Source organism: Pseudomonas sp. ACN8, from assembly GCF_002303925.1.
Lineage (GTDB): Bacteria > Pseudomonadota > Gammaproteobacteria > Pseudomonadales > Pseudomonadaceae > Aquipseudomonas.
Window position 1 is genome coordinate 27,015 of the sequence record NZ_MRCS01000040.1, and the last position, 16,284, is coordinate 43,298.

General features: G+C 60.1%; 13 protein-coding genes. 6 read left to right on the forward strand and 7 right to left on the reverse strand.

Features of this window, described 5'->3' with window-relative positions:
* The first annotated feature begins 82 nt into the window (after positions 1-82).
* Complete coding sequence (locus BSF44_RS21215) at positions 83-901, forward strand: pyruvate, water dikinase regulatory protein (RefSeq protein ID WP_008048584.1); 819 nt, start codon at positions 83-85, stop codon at positions 899-901.
* A 117-nt stretch (positions 902-1,018) separates the two neighbouring features.
* Here BSF44_RS21215 and prpD read toward each other — a convergent pair whose 3' ends face one another.
* The 6 genes from prpD to BSF44_RS21245 form a co-directional block, all read right to left on the reverse strand.
* Complete coding sequence (prpD, locus tag BSF44_RS21220) at positions 1,019-2,503, reverse strand: 2-methylcitrate dehydratase (protein WP_095945170.1); 1,485 nt, start codon at positions 2,501-2,503, stop codon at positions 1,019-1,021.
* 198 nt (positions 2,504-2,701) lie between these two features.
* The gene (gene prpF, locus BSF44_RS21225; RefSeq protein ID WP_095945171.1) at positions 2,702-3,892 is read right to left on the reverse strand and encodes a 2-methylaconitate cis-trans isomerase PrpF; all 1,191 of its coding nucleotides are present in this window, start codon (positions 3,890-3,892) and stop codon (positions 2,702-2,704) included.
* Positions 3,893-3,957: 65 nt separating this feature from the next.
* Entirely contained in the window at positions 3,958-6,552 is a 2,595-nt protein-coding gene (gene acnD, locus BSF44_RS21230) for a Fe/S-dependent 2-methylisocitrate dehydratase AcnD (RefSeq protein ID WP_095945172.1), read from the reverse strand.
* A gap of 198 nt (positions 6,553-6,750) precedes the next feature.
* The gene (gene prpC, locus BSF44_RS21235; protein ID WP_095945173.1) at positions 6,751-7,878 is read right to left on the reverse strand and encodes a 2-methylcitrate synthase; all 1,128 of its coding nucleotides are present in this window, start codon (positions 7,876-7,878) and stop codon (positions 6,751-6,753) included.
* A gap of 149 nt (positions 7,879-8,027) precedes the next feature.
* Positions 8,028-8,918 (reverse strand): methylisocitrate lyase, encoded by an 891-nt coding sequence (gene prpB / locus BSF44_RS21240; protein WP_095945174.1) that lies wholly within the window; start codon positions 8,916-8,918, stop codon positions 8,028-8,030.
* Positions 8,915-9,634: a GntR family transcriptional regulator gene (locus BSF44_RS21245; protein WP_008048579.1), complete on the reverse strand. Its 720-nt coding sequence runs from the start codon at positions 9,632-9,634 to the stop codon at positions 8,915-8,917. The genes prpB and BSF44_RS21245 overlap by 4 nt, the downstream gene beginning before the upstream one ends.
* A 298-nt stretch (positions 9,635-9,932) precedes the next feature.
* On the opposite strand from BSF44_RS21245, the gene BSF44_RS21250 reads away from it, so the two are divergent.
* The 4 genes from BSF44_RS21250 (at position 9,933) to pabB (ending at position 14,544) form a co-directional block, all read left to right on the forward strand.
* Positions 9,933-10,469, forward strand: coding sequence for an ATP-dependent zinc protease (locus tag BSF44_RS21250; RefSeq protein ID WP_095945175.1), 537 nt, complete (start codon positions 9,933-9,935; stop codon positions 10,467-10,469).
* 5 nt (positions 10,470-10,474) lie between these two features.
* Positions 10,475-12,010, forward strand: coding sequence for an inactive transglutaminase family protein (locus BSF44_RS21255; protein WP_095945176.1), 1,536 nt, complete (start codon positions 10,475-10,477; stop codon positions 12,008-12,010).
* A complete protein-coding gene (locus BSF44_RS21260) occupies positions 12,010-12,996 on the forward strand; it encodes an alpha-L-glutamate ligase-like protein (RefSeq protein WP_095945177.1) in 987 nt (328 codons plus the stop codon). Before BSF44_RS21255 ends, BSF44_RS21260 begins: the two co-directional genes overlap by 1 nt.
* Positions 12,997-13,200: 204 nt before the next feature.
* A complete protein-coding gene (gene pabB / locus BSF44_RS21265; RefSeq protein WP_095945178.1) occupies positions 13,201-14,544 on the forward strand; it encodes an aminodeoxychorismate synthase component I in 1,344 nt (447 codons plus the stop codon).
* 104 nt (positions 14,545-14,648) lie between these two features.
* Here pabB and thrH read toward each other — a convergent pair whose 3' ends face one another.
* Positions 14,649-15,266, reverse strand: coding sequence for a bifunctional phosphoserine phosphatase/homoserine phosphotransferase ThrH (thrH, locus tag BSF44_RS21270; RefSeq protein ID WP_057715714.1), 618 nt, complete (start codon positions 15,264-15,266; stop codon positions 14,649-14,651).
* A 173-nt stretch (positions 15,267-15,439) separates the two neighbouring features.
* On the opposite strand from thrH, the gene BSF44_RS21275 reads away from it, so the two are divergent.
* A complete protein-coding gene (locus BSF44_RS21275) occupies positions 15,440-16,180 on the forward strand; it encodes a phosphoadenylyl-sulfate reductase (RefSeq protein ID WP_095945179.1) in 741 nt (246 codons plus the stop codon).
* The last annotated feature ends 104 nt before the right edge of the window (positions 16,181-16,284 follow it).

Genomic DNA, 16,284 nt, shown 5'->3' on the forward strand with positions numbered 1-16,284 from the left:
GTGAGAATGCGGGCCAATGGCGGCCGGCAAATCGCGCCTATCATATCCAAGATTCGTCACTAGCTTAAGGCCCAAGGTGCAAATGAAACGATCTGCTTTCTTTATCTCCGATGGTACCGGTATTACTGCCGAAACCCTGGGTCAAAGCCTTCTGGCGCAGTTCGAAAACATTACCTTCAGCAAAGTCACGCGGCCGTACATCGACAACGTGGACAAAGCTCGGGCCATGGTACAACAAATCAACAAAGCCGCCGAAACCGACGGCTTCCGTCCGATTATCTTCGACACCATCGTCAATCAGGACATTCGTGAGATTCTCGCAACCTCGAATGGTTTCATGATCGACATTTTCTCGACGTTCCTGGCACCGCTTGAACAGGAACTGACCGAGCATTCTTCCTACACCGTGGGCAAGTCCCACTCCATCGGCGCCAACACCAATTACATGGAGCGTATCGAGGCCGTTAACTTCGCCCTCGACAACGACGACGGCGCCCGCACGCACTATTACGACAAGGCCGACCTGATACTAGTGGGCGTGTCGCGATGTGGTAAGACGCCGACGTGCCTGTACATGGCGATGCAATTCGGTATCCGTGCAGCCAACTATCCGCTGACCGAAGACGACATGGAACGCCTGCAACTGCCGTCCGCCCTGCGCGCCCACCAGCACAAGCTGTTCGGTCTGACCATCGACCCCGACCGCCTCACCGCGATCCGCAACGAGCGCAAGCCCAACAGCCGCTATTCGAGCTACGCCCAGTGCGAGTTCGAAGTGCGCGAGGTGGAAAACCTGTTCCGCCGCGAGAACATCCCGAACATCAACTCCACGCATTTTTCCGTGGAGGAAATCTCCGCGAAAATCCTTGTGGAGAAAGGCGTCGAGCGGCGGTTCAAATAAATCTCTATTGCCTGTTCTGGCCTCATCGCTAGCAGGCTAGCTCCCACAGTTGATTTGTGTTCACCGCAGATCCCTGTGGGAGCTAGCCTGCCAGCGATTGAACGATAACGCGGTCTCCTAGATAACAAACAAATCCACAAACCGGTTTACCGCTGTCGCCTCGAGTTTCTGCTGATCCTTGCACAGCGCGAAAATCTCCTCACTGCGCTGCCCGGTGAATCGTGTCAGCAAGTTCGCCCTGAACTTGTCCTCCAGCAACGGAATCCCTTCAGCCCGACGCCGACGATGCCCGATCGGGTACTCCACCACTACATTTTCGGTACTCGAACCGTCCTTGAAAAACACCTGCACCGCGTTGGCAATCGAGCGTTTGTCGGGCTCCAGATACTCGCGGGTGAAACGCGGCTCCTCAACAATCACCATCTTGTCGCGCAGCACATCGATGATCGGATGTGCCTTGTGAAAATCATCTTCGTAGTACTCGGCAACCAGATTGCCGAAAGCCAGCGGTACAGCCGTCATGTACTGGATGCAGTGATCGCGATCAGCAGCATTGGCCAGTGGGCCGACCTTGGAAATGATGCGAATCGCCGACTCGTGCGTAGTAATCACGATCCTGTCGATTTCATGCAGTCGATTGCGCACCTGCGGGTGCAGAGTCACCGCCGCCTCACAGGCCGTTTGCGCGTGGAACTCGGCCGGAAAACTGATCTTGAACAACACGTTCTCCATCACATAACTGCCATACGTCCGCGAAAAACTGAACGCACGCTTGTCTTCAGGCTTGAGCGCCAGATCATTGTTGGTGTGGCTGAACAATACGTCGTAAAACCCCCACTGCCTGGCACTCAATACACCGGGAATGCCCATCTCGCCGCGCATCGCCATGTCCGCCAAACGCACGCCACGACTGGACGCATCACCCGCCGCCCAGGATTTACGCGAACCGGCATTCGGTGCATGCCGATACGTGCGCAATGCCTGACCGTCAGCAAAGGCATGAGACAACGCCGACAACAACTGCTCGCGATTGGCACCCATCAGCTTGGCTGTGACCGCGGTAGAGGCGACTTTCACCAGAATGACGTGATCGAGGCCGACACGGTTGAACGAGTTTTCCAGGGCGATCACGCCTTGAATCTCGTGGGCCATGATCATCGCTTCAAGCACTGTACGCATGGTCAGCGGTGCCACGCCATTGGCCAGGTGCTTTTGTGATAAATGGTCGGCTACGGCGAGAATACCGCCGAGGTTGTCCGACGGATGCCCCCACTCCGCCGCGAGCCAGGTGTCGTTGTAGTCGAGCCAGCGCACGATGCAGCCGATGTCCCACGCCGCCTTCACCGGATCGAGTCGGTAACTGGTCCCCGGCACCCGGGCGCCGAACGGCACGACGGTGCCTTCCACCACGGGTCCCAGATGCTTGGTGCACTCCGGAAAACGCAGGGCCAGCAGGCCGCAACCCAAGGTATCGATCAGGCAGTTGCGCGCGGTATCCAGCGCCTCTGCGGACTCGATCTTGTAGTTGAGGACGTAATCGGCAATGTCCTGCAGGACCTTGTCGTAGTCCGGACGGTTGTTCAGGTCGACGTTGGCACTCATGTTCGATTCACTCTATGAAGTGGGTCGTTGATGGGACCTCGATTCAGGGCATTCTCAGTCAATGACAATTCTTACTATTGAAATCCATTCCACTGTGGGAGTGAGCTTGCTCGCGATGGCGTCGGCACATCCAGCATTGATGTCGTCTGACACTCAGCTATCGCGAGCAAGCTCGCTCCCACAGGGTTTTCGGTGATCTTAGAAAGAATCACCCGGCACACGCACAAAGCCTTCCATCAACACCCGCGCACTGCGGCTCATGATTGCCTTGTTCACAGTCCACTCGCCGTTCACCAGACTGGCCTCGGCGCCTACACGCAAAGTGCCGGACGGATGTCCGAAGCGCACCGCGTTGCGTTCGATGCCGCCCGCTGCGAGGTTGACCAGAGTGCCGGTGATCGCTGCCGCCGTGCCGATTGCGACGGCCGCCGTGCCCATCATTGCGTGGTGCAGCTTGCCCATGGACAACGCACGCACCAACAGGTCGACATCGCCTGCCGCAATGGCTTTGCCGCTGGACGAAACGTAGTCCGCCGGCTTGGCCACGAAGGCCACTTTTGGTGTGTGTTGGCGTTTGGCCGCTTCGTCGATATTGGCAATCAGGCCCATGCGCAATGCACCGTAAGCGCGGATGGTTTCGAACATCAGCAAGGCTTTCGGGTCGCCATTGATCGCGCCCTGCAACTCGGTGCCCTTGTAGCCGAGGTCTTCGGCATTGACGAAAATCGTCGGGATGCCGGCGTTGATCATGGTCGCCTTGAAGGTACCGACGCCGGGCACTTCCAGGTCATCCACGAGGTTGCCGGTAGGGAACATCGAACCGCCGCCGCCCTCTTCGTCCGCCGCCGGATCGAGGAACTCGATCTGCACTTCGGCCGCCGGGAAGGTCACGCCGTCGAGTTCGAAATCGCCGGTCTCCTGCACTTCACCATTGGTGATCGGCACGTGGGCGATGATGGTCTTGCCAATGTTGGCCTGCCACACGCGAACCACCGCCACGCCGTTGTGCGGGATGCGGCTGGCGTCGACCAGGCCATTGCTGACGGCAAACGAACCGACCGCCGCCGACAGGTTGCCGCAGTTGCCGCTCCAGTCCACGAAAGGCTTGTCGATGGACACCTGACCGAACAGGTAATCGACATCGTGAGCAGCCTTGATGCTTTTCGACAGGATCACGGTTTTGCTGGTGCTGGAAGTCGCGCCGCCCATACCGTCGATTTGCTTGTCGTACGGGTCGGGGCTGCCGATCACGCGCAGCAACAAAGCGTCGCGGGCCGGGCCCGGGACCTGTGCCGCTTCAGGCAAATCCTTCAGGCTGAAAAACACACCTTTGCTGGTGCCGCCGCGCATGTAAGTTGCTGGAATCTTGATCTGAGCTGCGTGAGCCATGGTGCTCTTACTCCTAACCTTGAAAACAGACACGGGACTCAAAGTCCCGTGTCTGCACAGCTGTATTAAACGGCAACCGCCGATTCTTCGAGGAAGTCCTGGGCGAAGCGTTGCAACACGCCGCCAGCCTCGTAGATCGACACTTCTTCAGCGGTGTCCAGGCGGCAGGTCACCGGCACATCGACGCGTTCGCCGTTCTTGCGATGGATCACCAGCGTCAGCTCGGCACGCGGGGTGCGGTCGCCAATCACGTCGTAGGTTTCGCTGCCGTCGATGGCCAGGGTGTGGCGGTTGGTGCCCGGCTTGAATTCCAGCGGCAACACGCCCATGCCCACCAGGTTGGTGCGGTGAATGCGCTCGAAACCTTCGGCTGCAATCGCTTCCACACCGGCCAGACGCACGCCCTTCGCCGCCCAGTCGCGGGACGAACCCTGACCGTAGTCTTGACCTGCGATGATGATCAGCGGCTGCTTGCGCTCCATGTAGGTCTCGATGGCTTCCCACATGCGCATCACTTTGCCTTCCGGCTCGACACGGGCCAGCGAACCCTGCTTGACCTTGCCGTTTTCCTGAACCATTTCGTTGAACAGTTTCGGGTTGGCGAAGGTCGCGCGCTGCGCGGTCAGGTGGTCACCACGGTGAGTCGCGTAAGAGTTGAAGTCCTCTTCCGGCAGGCCCATTTTCGCCAGGTATTCGCCGGCGGCGCTGTCGAGCATGATGGCGTTGGACGGCGACAGGTGATCGGTGGTGATGTTATCCGGCAGCACTGCCAGAGGGCGCATGCCCTTGAGCGGACGAGCGCCGGCCAGCGCGCCTTCCCAGTACGGCGGACGGCGGATGTAGGTGCTCATTTCGCGCCAGTCGTACAGCGGCGCGACTTTCGGGCCGGTGTCTTCGTGGATGGCGAACATCGGGATGTACACCTGGCGGAACTGCTCCGGCTTGACCGAAGCTTTCACCACGGCGTCGATTTCTTCGTCGCTCGGCCAGATGTCTTTAAGGCGGATTTCCTTGCCATCCACCACGCCCAGCACATCTTTTTCGATGTCGAAACGGATGGTGCCGGCGATGGCGTAAGCAACGACCAATGGCGGCGACGCGAGGAACGCCTGCTTGGCATACGGGTGAATCCGGCCGTCGAAGTTGCGGTTACCAGACAACACGGCAGTGGCGTACAGGTCGCGGTCGATGATCTCCTGCTGGATCACCGGGTCCAGTGCGCCGGACATGCCATTGCAGGTGGTGCAGGCGAAGGCCACGACGCCGAAACCGAGCTGGTCCAGCTCTTCGGTCAAACCGGCTTCATCGAGGTACAGCGCGACGGTTTTCGAACCCGGTGCCAGGGACGACTTGACCCATGGTTTGCGGGTCAGGCCGAGCTTGTTGGCGTTGCGCGCCAGCAGGCCGGCGGCGATCACGTTGCGCGGGTTGCTGGTGTTGGTGCAGCTGGTGATGGCGGCGATGATCACCGCGCCGTCCGGCATTTGACCCGGCACATCGTCCCATTGGCCGGAAATGCCTTTGGCTGCCAGATCCGAAACCGCGACACGAGCGTGCGGGTTGCTCGGGCCAGCCATGTTGCGCACGACCGAAGACAGGTCGAAGGTCAGGCCACGTTCGTACTGCGCGCCTTTGAGGCTGTCGGCCCACAGACCGGTCTGCTTGGCGTAGTTCTCAACCAGTTGCACCTGCTCGTCTTCACGGCCGGTGAGTTTGAGGTAGTCGATGGTCTGCTGGTCGATGTAGAACATCGCCGCCGTGGCGCCGTATTCCGGGGCCATGTTGGAGATGGTCGCGCGGTCGCCGAGGGTCAGCTTTGACGCGCCTTCGCCAAAGAACTCCAGCCACGCGCCAACGACTTTTTGCTGGCGCAGGAACTCGGTCAGCGCCAGCACCATGTCGGTGGCGGTGATGCCCGGTTGCAGCTTGCCTGTCAGTTCGACACCAACGCTTTCCGGCAGACGCATCCACGATGCGCGGCCAAGCATCACGCTTTCGGCTTCGAGACCACCGACACCGATGGCGATCACGCCCAACGCATCGACGTGCGGGGTGTGGCTGTCGGTGCCGACGCAGGTATCAGGGAAGGCCACGCCGTCACGCACCTGGATCACCGGAGACATCTTCTCCAGGTTGATCTGGTGCATGATGCCGTTGCCCGGTGGGATCACGTCGACGTTCTTGAACGCCTTCTTGGTCCAGTTGATGAAGTGGAAACGGTCTTCGTTGCGACGGTCTTCAATGGCGCGGTTCTTCTCGAACGCCTCGGGATCGAAACCACCGCGCTCCACGGCCAGAGAGTGGTCGACGATCAGTTGGGTCGGCACCACCGGGTTGACTTGCGCAGGATCGCCGCCTTGCAGAGCGATGGCGTCACGCAGGCCGGCGAGGTCGACCAGCGCGGTCTGGCCGAGAATGTCGTGGCACACCACGCGAGCCGGGAACCACGGGAAGTCGAGGTCGCGCTTGCGCTCGATGAATTGCTTCAGGGATTCGGTGAGCGTGGCCGGGTCGCAGCGACGCACAAGGTTTTCCGCCAGCACACGGGAGGTGTACGGCAGGGTGTCGTAGGCGCCAGGCTGGATCGCCTCGACTGCCGCGCGGACATCGAAGTAATCCAGGTGGCTGCCAGGCAGCGATTTGCGGAATTCAGTGTTCATCGGTCAGGACTCGGTCACGGTAGTTACAAAAGGCGGGGCCTGGCACCGGGTTCGAAATCAACACGATCCACTGTAGGAGCGAGCCTGCTCGCGATGGTGTGTCAGACGACACCCGTGTGAATGACACACCATCGCGAGCAGGCTCGCTCCTACAGGGATCTGCGTTGAATTCAGATCCCTGCGTCAAACCTCCACCATTCAGCGTTGTTCGATGGGTACGAACTTGCGCTGTTCAACGCCGGTGTATTCGGCGCTTGGACGGATGATGCGGTTGTTGGCACGTTGTTCGTACACGTGGGCGGCCCAGCCGGTCAGGCGTGAGCAGACGAAGATCGGTGTGAACAACTTGGTCGGGATGCCCATGAAGTGGTACGCCGAGGCATGGTAGAAGTCGGCGTTAGGGAACAGTTTTTTCTGCTCCCACATGGTTTGGTCGATGGCTTCGGACACCGGGAACAACACCTTGTCGCCCACTTCGTCAGCGAGTTTTTTCGACCAGCCCTTGATCACCTCATTGCGCGGATCGTTGTCCTTATAGATCGCGTGACCGAAGCCCATGATCTTGTCTTTGCGCTCGAGCATGCCGAGGGTGCCCTTGATCGCGTCTTCCGGCGACGAGAAACGCTCGATCATTTCCATCGCCGCTTCGTTGGCGCCGCCGTGCAGCGGGCCGCGCAGCGAGCCGATGGCCGCGGTGATGCACGAATACAGGTCAGACAGGGTCGACGCGCAAACACGTGCGGTGAAGGTCGATGCGTTGAACTCGTGCTCTGCGTAGAGGATCAGCGAAACGTTCATCACCTTGACATGCAGCTCGCTCGGCTTCTTGCCGTGCAGCAGGTGCAGGAAGTGTCCACCGATGGACTGCTCGTCGCTCACGCAATCGATGCGCTTGCCTTCATGGCTGAAACGATACCAGTAGGTCATGATCGCCGGGAACGCGGCCAGCAGGCGGTCGGTCTTGTCGTGCTGCTCGGAGAAATTGTTCTCCGGCTCCAGGTTGCCCAGGAACGAGCAGCCCGTGCGCATCACGTCCATCGGGTGGGCGTCGGCGGGGATGCGTTCCAGCACTTCTTTCAGTGCTTGCGGCAGGTCGCGCAGCTTGCTCAGTTTGTCGATGTAGGCGTTCAGTTGCGCCTTGCTCGGCAGTTCGCCGTACAGCAGCAGGTAGGCCACTTCTTCGAACTGTGCGTCAGCCGCCAGTTCACGTACGTCATAACCACGGTAGGTCAGACCGGCACCCGACTGGCCCACGGTGGACAGTGCGGTTTGCCCGGCGACCTGGCCACGGAGCCCGGCGCCACTGAGTACTTTTGCTTCGGCCATTTTTTGTCTCCAATATTCTTTTTGTCAGAGAAACCTGTAGGAGCGAGCCTGCTCGCGAAGGTGGATGTAACACCTCGGTGCATCAGGGACACCACGTAATCGTTGACGTCCATCGCGAGCAGGCTCGCTCCTACATATAAAAAGTTCGATTATTTCTTGGCAGCGAACAACGCATCGAGCTTCTGCTCGAAGGTGTGGTAGTCGATGCGATCGTAAAGCTCCATGCGGGTCTGCATGGTGTCGATGACGTTTTGTTGAGTGCCGTCGCGACGGATCGCGGTGTAGACGTTTTCCGCAGCCTTGTTCATGGCGCGGAACGCCGACAGCGGGTACAGCACCAGCGATACGTCGGCAGCAGCAAGCTGCTCGGTGGTGTACAGCGGCGTCGCGCCGAACTCGGTGATGTTGGCCAGGATCGGCGCTTTCACACGGCTGGCGAACAGCTTGTACATTTCAAGCTCGGTGATGGCTTCCGGGAACACCATGTCGGCGCCGGCCTCGATGCACGCAGCGGCGCGATCCAGGGCAGACTCCAGTCCTTCCACCGCCAGGGCGTCGGTACGGGCCATGATCACGAAGCTGTCATCGGTACGGGCATCGACGGCCGCCTTGATGCGATCGATCATTTCCTGCTGGGTCACGATTTCCTTGTTGGGACGGTGACCGCAGCGCTTGGCGCCGACCTGGTCTTCGATGTGAATCGCTGCGGCGCCAAACTTGATCATCGACTTGACGGTGCGAGCGACGTTGAACGCCGAGGAACCGAAACCGGTGTCCACGTCCACCAGCAGCGGCAGGTCGCAAACATCGGTGATACGGCGCACGTCGGTCAGCACGTCATCCAGGCCGGTGATGCCCAGGTCCGGTACGCCGAGGGAGCCTGCAGCCACCCCGCCACCCGACAGGTAGATCGCCTTGAAACCGGCGCGCTTGGCCAGCAGCGCGTGGTTGGCGTTGATCGCACCGACCACTTGCAGTGGATGTTCGCTGGCGACCGCATCGCGGAAACGCTGGCCTGGAGTGCTCTTGTTCAAACTCATGACTCACCTCGTTTGGCTGTCGGGTTAGCGCCGTCCTGGTAATGACGGGCGATGTTGCGTTTGGAGGCGCCGATGTGACGGCGCATCAACAACTCGGCCAGCTCACCGTCACGGTCGGCGATGGCATCGAGAATTCGGTGGTGCTCGGCAAACGCCTGGTGCGGGCGATTGGGCGTGGTGGAAAACTGGATGCGGTACATGCGCACCAGTTGATACAGCTCGCCGCAGAGCATTTGGGTCAGCGTGCGGTTACCGCTGCCCTGGATGATTCGGTAATGAAAGTCGAAATCGCCTTCCTGCTGGTAGTAGCCTCTCCCGGCCTGAAACGCTTCATCGCGCTCGTGGGTTTCCAGGACCCGACGCAGCTCGTCGATTTCTTCGAGGCTCATGCGCTCGGCGGCCAGTCGACAGGCCATGCCTTCCAGGGATTCGCGAATTTCGTATAGCTCAATCAGTTCGGCGTGGTTGAGCGACACCACCCGGGCGCCGACATGCGGTACGCGAACCAGCAGGCGCTGACCTTCCAGACGGTGGATGGCCTCGCGCAACGGGCCACGGCTGATGCCGTAGGTGCGCGCCAGTTCCGGCTCGGAGATTTTGCTGCCCGGCGCGATATCGCCTTTGACGATAGCCGCCTGAATGCGTCGGAAGACGTTCTCGGAAAGTGTCTCCGTATCGTCTTGCGTAGAAACCGGGGGATCGAGTTGATCCAGCATATTGTCGACACCTTGTAAGCCAATGCCGCAAAAACTAACGAATACAGGCGGCACAGTCAAAGGTTAAATCGATATTGTCGACAATCTTCTGATAACCGGTTGCACCATTACGAAGCAACCCCCTCTATTTATAGCCACCGGCCAGCGCTGGCGCCAACAGACCACCGTGCTAGAATGCCGCCCGCATTTGTTTGTCACATCTGCACTGCCTGTCATAAAAACCTGACAGGCATACGAGGGAGCTTGCGCAGCGATGCCAGGGCCTTGAATCAAGTCGGACCGCTGCGCACCAGGATTTATGAGACTCAAGCCCTTCCCCACCTTCCTTTATTTCTTTTGCCTGCCCGGCTTCGCAATGGCCGGGGAAAAGACCGTGTATGGCCTCAATGAGTACGCATCGCTCAATGGCATCGATCTGGAAGTGGCGGCCAAACTCGACACCGGGGCAAAAACCGCGTCCCTGAGTGCACGGGATATCAAACGTTTCAAACGCAACGGCGAGTCGTGGGTGCGCTTTTACCTGGCCATCGACGCCGCCCATTCGCACCCGATCGAACGCCCGCTGGCCCGCGTCAGCAAGATCAAGCGCCGGGCCGGCGACTACGACCCGGAGGAAGGCAAGAAGTACACCGCCCGCCCGGTGATCGAACTGGACATCTGCATGGGCTCGGCCCTGCGCAGCATCGAAGTGAACCTGACCGACCGCAGCGCTTTCCAATACCCGCTACTGATTGGCTCCGAAGCGCTCAAGCGCTTCGATGCACTGGTTGACCCCAGCCTTAAATATGCTGCCGGCAAACCTGCCTGCACCACCGACGCTCATACCGCCGAGTAATTCAAATGCGCTCTCTTACCCTTCACCTGAAACTGCTGATCGCCATCCTGGTGGTGCTGGGCATTTCAGTTACGGCCTACCAGATCTTCGTCCTGGGCATCCCGGTGACCGAAGACGCCACCGACGACCTGTGGAACATCGACGCCAAGGTCGAGTTCGTCGCCAGTGCCAAGGACCCGGTCAAGATCCAGATGTTCGTGCCTCCGCTGAGCCGCGACTTCGTCAGCCTCAACGAGAGCTTCATCTCCAATAACTACGGCGTGGCCGTGAACCGGGTCGACGGCAACCGCAAGGTCACCTGGTCGGCGCGCCGGGCCAAAGGCAATCAGACGCTGTACTACCGCCTGGTGCTGACCAAGCGTTATTCCGGCGAGAAAGCCAAGATCAAAGGCCCGACCTTTCGCGACAGCCTGACCATCGAAGGCCCGGAAAAAATCGCCGCCGAAGCCCTGCTCGCACCGATTCGCCAACACTCGGCCGACGTCGAAACCTTCGTCGGCGAAGCCATCAAGCGGGTCAACAACCTCAACGACGACAACGTGAAACTGTTGCTGGCCGGCGACCCATCCGCTGCGCACAAGGCGAAAATCGTCGAGTTGCTGCTGTCCATCGCCCACGTACCGATCGAGAAAGTCCACACCATCCGCCTGGTGGCCGACCAGCCGCAAATGCCGGAACTGTGGCTGCGCAGTTTCAATGGCAGCGACTGGCTGTACTTCAACCCGGAAACCGGTGAACAGGGCCTGCCGACCGACCGCCTGCTGTGGTGGACCGGCGACGAAAACCTGATCACCGTCGATGGCGGCAAGAAAGCCAACGTGACCTTCAGCCTGAACAACAGCGAAATGAACGCCATTCGCCTGGCCAAGCTGACCGACGAAAACACCGACGCCAACTTCCTCGAATACTCGCTGTACGGCCTGCCGCTGCAGACCCAGCAGACTTTCATGATCATGGTGATGATCCCGATCGGCGTGCTGGTGATCCTGATCCTGCGCAACCTGATCGGCATCCAGACCCTGGGCACCTTCACCCCGGTGCTGATCGCCCTGGCCTTCCGCGAAACCCAGCTCGGCTTCGGCATCATGCTGTTTACCATCATCACGGCGCTGGGCCTGTCGCTGCGTTCCTACCTTGAACACCTGAAACTGCAAATGCTGCCGAGGCTGTCGGTGGTGCTGACGTTCGTGGTGGTGTTGATTGCGGCGATCAGCCTGTTCAGCCATAAACTCGGCCTGGAACGCGGCTTGTCCGTCGCGCTGTTCCCGATGGTGATCCTGACCATGACCATCGAACGCCTGTCGATCACCTGGGAAGAGCGCGGCGGTGGCCATGCCATGAAAGTGGCCATCGGCACGCTGTTCGCCGCGTCCCTGGCGCACCTGATCATGACCGTGCCGGAACTGGTGTACTTCGTGTTCACTTTCCCGGCGATCCTGCTGATCCTGGTAGGTTTCATGCTGGCCATGGGGCGTTATCGCGGTTATCGCCTGACCGAACTGGTGCGCTTCAAGGCCTTCCTGAAAAAGGTTGACGCCTGATGTTCGGCCTCTGGAAGACCTGGAAGGCCCTGGAAGCCCGGGGCATCATGGGAATCAATCGGCGCAACGCAGACTACGTGCTCAAGTACAACAAGCGCAGCCTGTACCCGATCGTCGATGACAAGATCATCACCAAGGAGCGCGCCATCGCCGCCGGCATTCATGTACCGGAACTCTATGGGGTGATTTCCACCGAGAAGGAAATCGATAACCTCGAAGAGATCATCGGCGCACGCAATGACTTCGTGATCAAACCGGCCCAGGGCGCTGGCGGTGATGGCATCCTGGTCATTGCCGACCGCTTTGAAGGGCGTTATCGCACGGTGTCCGGCCGGATCATCAGCCATGAAGAAATCGAGCACCAGGTTTCCAGCATCCTGACCGGCCTGTACTCCCTGGGCGGTCACCGCGACCGGGCGCTGATCGAATACCGCGTGATTCCGGACCAGATCTTCAAGAGCATCAGTTACGAAGGCGTACCGGACATTCGCATCATTGTGTTGATGGGCTACCCGGTGATGGCCATGTTGCGCCTGCCGACGCGCCAGTCCAACGGCAAGGCCAACCTGCACCAGGGCGCCATCGGTGTCGGCGTGGACCTGGCCACCGGCCTGACCCTGCGCGGCACCTGGCTGAACAACATCATCAACAAACACCCGGACACCACCAACGCAGTGGATGGCGTGCAACTGCCCTACTGGGACGGTTTCATGAAGCTCGCCGCTGGCTGTCATGAGTTGTGCGGCCTGGGCTACATCGGTGTCGACATGGTCCTGGACCAGGAAAAAGGCCCGCTGATTCTGGAACTCAACGCCCGGCCCGGGCTGAATATCCAGATTGCCAATGACTGCGGCCTGACGTTGCGTACTCATGCGGTCGAGGCACGGCTGGAAGACCTGAAGACCCGTGGCGTGACCGAAACGGTCGAAGAGCGCGTGGCGTTTGTGCAGGAGTTGTTTGGGCATATTCCTGCGGTCGAGGGCTGAGCAACTCCAGTAGGAGCGAGCTTGCTCGCGATGGACGTCAACGATAACGCGTGCTTCCTGGATGTACGCGTTGCTCTCAGGTTCATCGCGAGCAGGCTCGCTCCTACAAGCACCCAATCTTCCAATTTCCGACATCCCTCTAGGACCAAATCCTGCAGAGGACTACAATCGCCACCCCGCCTCGATGGCTGACTTCCCCCGCCCATGTTGATCTGCTCCGTACACCCGCTGCCCTATCGCGCCAACCCCGCCGAATATTTCGCGGCGATTCGCCATGCGCCCGGCGCCGTCCTGCTCGACAGTGGCCGCCCCAGCGCCGACCGCGGTCGCTATGACCTGCTCAGCGCCTGGCCATTGGAGCAATTGACGGTATCACCCGACGAAAGTGGCGACGCGTTCCTGCAACGCCTGCGCGACAACCTGACACGACTGGGCGAAGCCACTCTGCCGGCACCTTATGAGTTGCCGTTTGCCGGTGGGTTGATCGGCTATCTGAGTTACGACTTCGGCCGACATCTGGAGCGCCTGCCGAGCCAGGCCCGTGACGACCTCCATTTGCCCGACGCGCGTTTCGGCTTGTACGGCTGGGCATTGATCAGCGACCACCTGTCGCTGAGCAGTCAATTGGTGTTCCACCCGACCCTGCCCGACAGCGAGCGTCAGCGCCTGATCGAGCTGTTCAGCCAGCCTGCCCCGCAAGAGGTCGCGCCCTTCAAACTGCTCACCCCGATGACCGCCGACTTGAGCGCAGACGAGTATCAACAGGCCATCGAACGCATCCAGCAGTACATTCAGGCCGGCGACTGTTACCAGGTCAATTTCGCCCAACGGTTTCGCGCGCCTTGCCAGGGTGATTCGTGGGCCGCTTACTGTGCGCTGCGCGCAGCATGCCCAACGCCTTTTTCCGGTTTTCAGAGCTTGCCCGACGGCGACGCCGTACTCAGCCTGTCGCCGGAACGCTTCGTCAAAGTCAGCCAGGGTCATGTGGAAACCCGCCCGATCAAGGGCACCCGCCCGCGGGGCCTGACGCCTGAGCAAGACGCCGCGAACGCCGCCGAATTGCTGGCCAGCCCCAAGGACCGCGCGGAAAACCTGATGATTGTCGACCTGCTGCGCAATGACCTCGGTCGCACCTGCCGCACCGGTTCAGTACGGGTGCCGGAACTGTTCAGCCTGGAAAGCTATCCGAACGTGCACCACCTGGTGAGCAGCGTCACCGGTGAACTGGCGGATGAGCGCGATGCCCTGGACCTGATCGCCGGCAGCTTCCCTGGCGGCTCGATTACCGGCGCGCCAAAGATTCGCGCCATGCAGATCATCGACGAGCTGGAGCCGACCCGGCGCGGCCTGTATTGCGGTTCGTTACTGTACCTGGACGTACGCGGCGAGATGGACAGCTCCATCGCCATTCGCAGTTTGCTGGTCAAGGACGGGCAGGTGTGTTGCTGGGGCGGCGGCGGGATTGTCGCGGACTCGGAGTGGCAGGCCGAATATCAGGAGTCGATCACCAAGGTGAAGGTCTTGCTCGATACGCTGCAAAACCTGTAGGAGCGAGCCAGCTCGCGATGGTCGTCAACAATAACGCCGGAAACCTGACACCCCGCGGCGCTCTCAGGCTCATCGCGAGCAGGCTCGCTCCTACAAGGTCGAGGTTACAGGCTCAAAGTGCGGTTCGAAGCCTTGATGAACTCCTGCTTCAGCGCTTCAAACGTATGCACCGCCGGGAACTGCGGGAACTGCGCAATCACATTGTCCGGCGCATGGAACAGAATCCCGGCATCGGCTTCGCCCAACATCGTGGTGTCGTTGTAGGAATCCCCTGCCGCGATCACCCGGTAGTAGAGGCTCTTGAAGGCCAGGACCGACTGACGTTTTGGATCTTTCTGACGCAGTTGATAGTCAGTGACTCGCCCGGTGTCGTCAGTAATCAGGCGATGACAGAGCAAGGTCGGGAAGCCCAGCTGACGCATCAGCGGCTGGGAAAACTCATAGAAGGTGTCCGACAGGATCACCACCTGGAAGCGCTCGCGCAGCCAGTCGACGAACTCGATGGCGCCGTCCAGCGGCTTGAGCGTGGCGATCACCTCCTGAATGTCGGAGAGCTTCAGGCCGTGCTCGTCGAGGATCCGCAGGCGCTGCTTCATCAGCACGTCGTAGTCGGGAATGTCCCGGGTGGTGGCCCTGAGGGATTCGATCCCGGTTTTTTCGGCGAAGGCGATCCAGATTTCCGGAACCAGCACACCTTCAAGATCCAGACAGGCAATTTCCACAAGACACTCCCATTTGTATTGATTATTGAGTCGAGCGAGCAAAAAGACTGCCGAACTCTAGCGACTCGGGCCTGCCTGCGCAACGCAGAGGATGCCCCGGCCCGCGCAGCTTTTTGTTACCATCGACCCCATATAGAGCGCCCAGCGCCACCGACCTGTAGGAAGCCGCCCTGATGAGCCCAACGTTCGACGTCGTGGAACTCGCCACGACCTATGCCAACAAGTCCGCCCAGGACATTCTCAAACTCGCTTTTGCCGAGTTCGGCGATGACCTGTGGATATCTTTCAGCGGCGCCGAAGACGTAGTGCTGGTGGACATGGCCTGGAAGCTGAACAAGAACGTCAAGGTGTTCAGCCTCGACACCGGCCGCCTGCACCCCGAGACCTACCGCTTCATCGATCAGGTGCGCGAGCACTACAAGATCGACATCGAACTGGTGTCGCCGGACCACACGAAACTTGAACCGTTCGTTAAGGAAAAAGGCCTGTTCAGTTTCTACAAGGACGGTCATGGCGAATGCTGCGGCATCCGCAAGATCGAACCGCTGCGCCGCAAGCTGTCAGGCGTGAAGGCCTGGGCCACCGGCCAGCGCCGGGACCAGAGCCCCGGCACCCGCAGCGCCGTCGCGGTGATGGAAATCGACACCGCGTTCTCCACCCCGGAACGCACCCTGTACAAGTTCAACCCGCTGGCACAAATGACCAGCGAAGAGATCTGGGGCTACATCCGCATGCTGGAGCTGCCGTACAACAGCCTGCACGAACGCGGTTTCATCAGCATCGGCTGCGAACCCTGCACCCGCCCGGTACTGCCGAACCAGCACGAGCGCGAAGGCCGCTGGTGGTGGGAAGAAGCGACGCAGAAGGAATGCGGGCTGCATGCGGGGAATATCATTAGCAAATCGAAAGCGTAAACCCCGCGTTATCGTTGACGACCTCGCGATGAACCCGAGAACGCAGCCGGGTATCAGGCACCCCGCGTTATCGTTGACGACCATCGCGAGCAGGCTCGCTCCTA

Coding starts and splice junctions, on each gene's coding strand:
- BSF44_RS21255 (WP_095945176.1), top strand. CDS start 10,475: ATGCGCTCTCTTACCCTTCACCTGAAACTGCTGATCGCCATCCTGGTG.
- prpF (WP_095945171.1), bottom strand. CDS start 3,892: ATGGCTCACGCAGCTCAGATCAAGATTCCAGCAACTTACATGCGCGGC.
- pabB (WP_095945178.1), top strand. CDS start 13,201: ATGTTGATCTGCTCCGTACACCCGCTGCCCTATCGCGCCAACCCCGCC.
- BSF44_RS21250 (WP_095945175.1), top strand. CDS start 9,933: ATGAGACTCAAGCCCTTCCCCACCTTCCTTTATTTCTTTTGCCTGCCC.
- acnD (WP_095945172.1), bottom strand. CDS start 6,552: ATGAACACTGAATTCCGCAAATCGCTGCCTGGCAGCCACCTGGATTAC.
- BSF44_RS21215 (WP_008048584.1), top strand. CDS start 83: ATGAAACGATCTGCTTTCTTTATCTCCGATGGTACCGGTATTACTGCC.
- BSF44_RS21260 (WP_095945177.1), top strand. CDS start 12,010: ATGTTCGGCCTCTGGAAGACCTGGAAGGCCCTGGAAGCCCGGGGCATC.
- prpB (WP_095945174.1), bottom strand. CDS start 8,918: ATGAGTTTGAACAAGAGCACTCCAGGCCAGCGTTTCCGCGATGCGGTC.
- BSF44_RS21275 (WP_095945179.1), top strand. CDS start 15,440: ATGAGCCCAACGTTCGACGTCGTGGAACTCGCCACGACCTATGCCAAC.
- prpC (WP_095945173.1), bottom strand. CDS start 7,878: ATGGCCGAAGCAAAAGTACTCAGTGGCGCCGGGCTCCGTGGCCAGGTC.
- prpD (WP_095945170.1), bottom strand. CDS start 2,503: ATGAGTGCCAACGTCGACCTGAACAACCGTCCGGACTACGACAAGGTC.
- BSF44_RS21245 (WP_008048579.1), bottom strand. CDS start 9,634: ATGCTGGATCAACTCGATCCCCCGGTTTCTACGCAAGACGATACGGAG.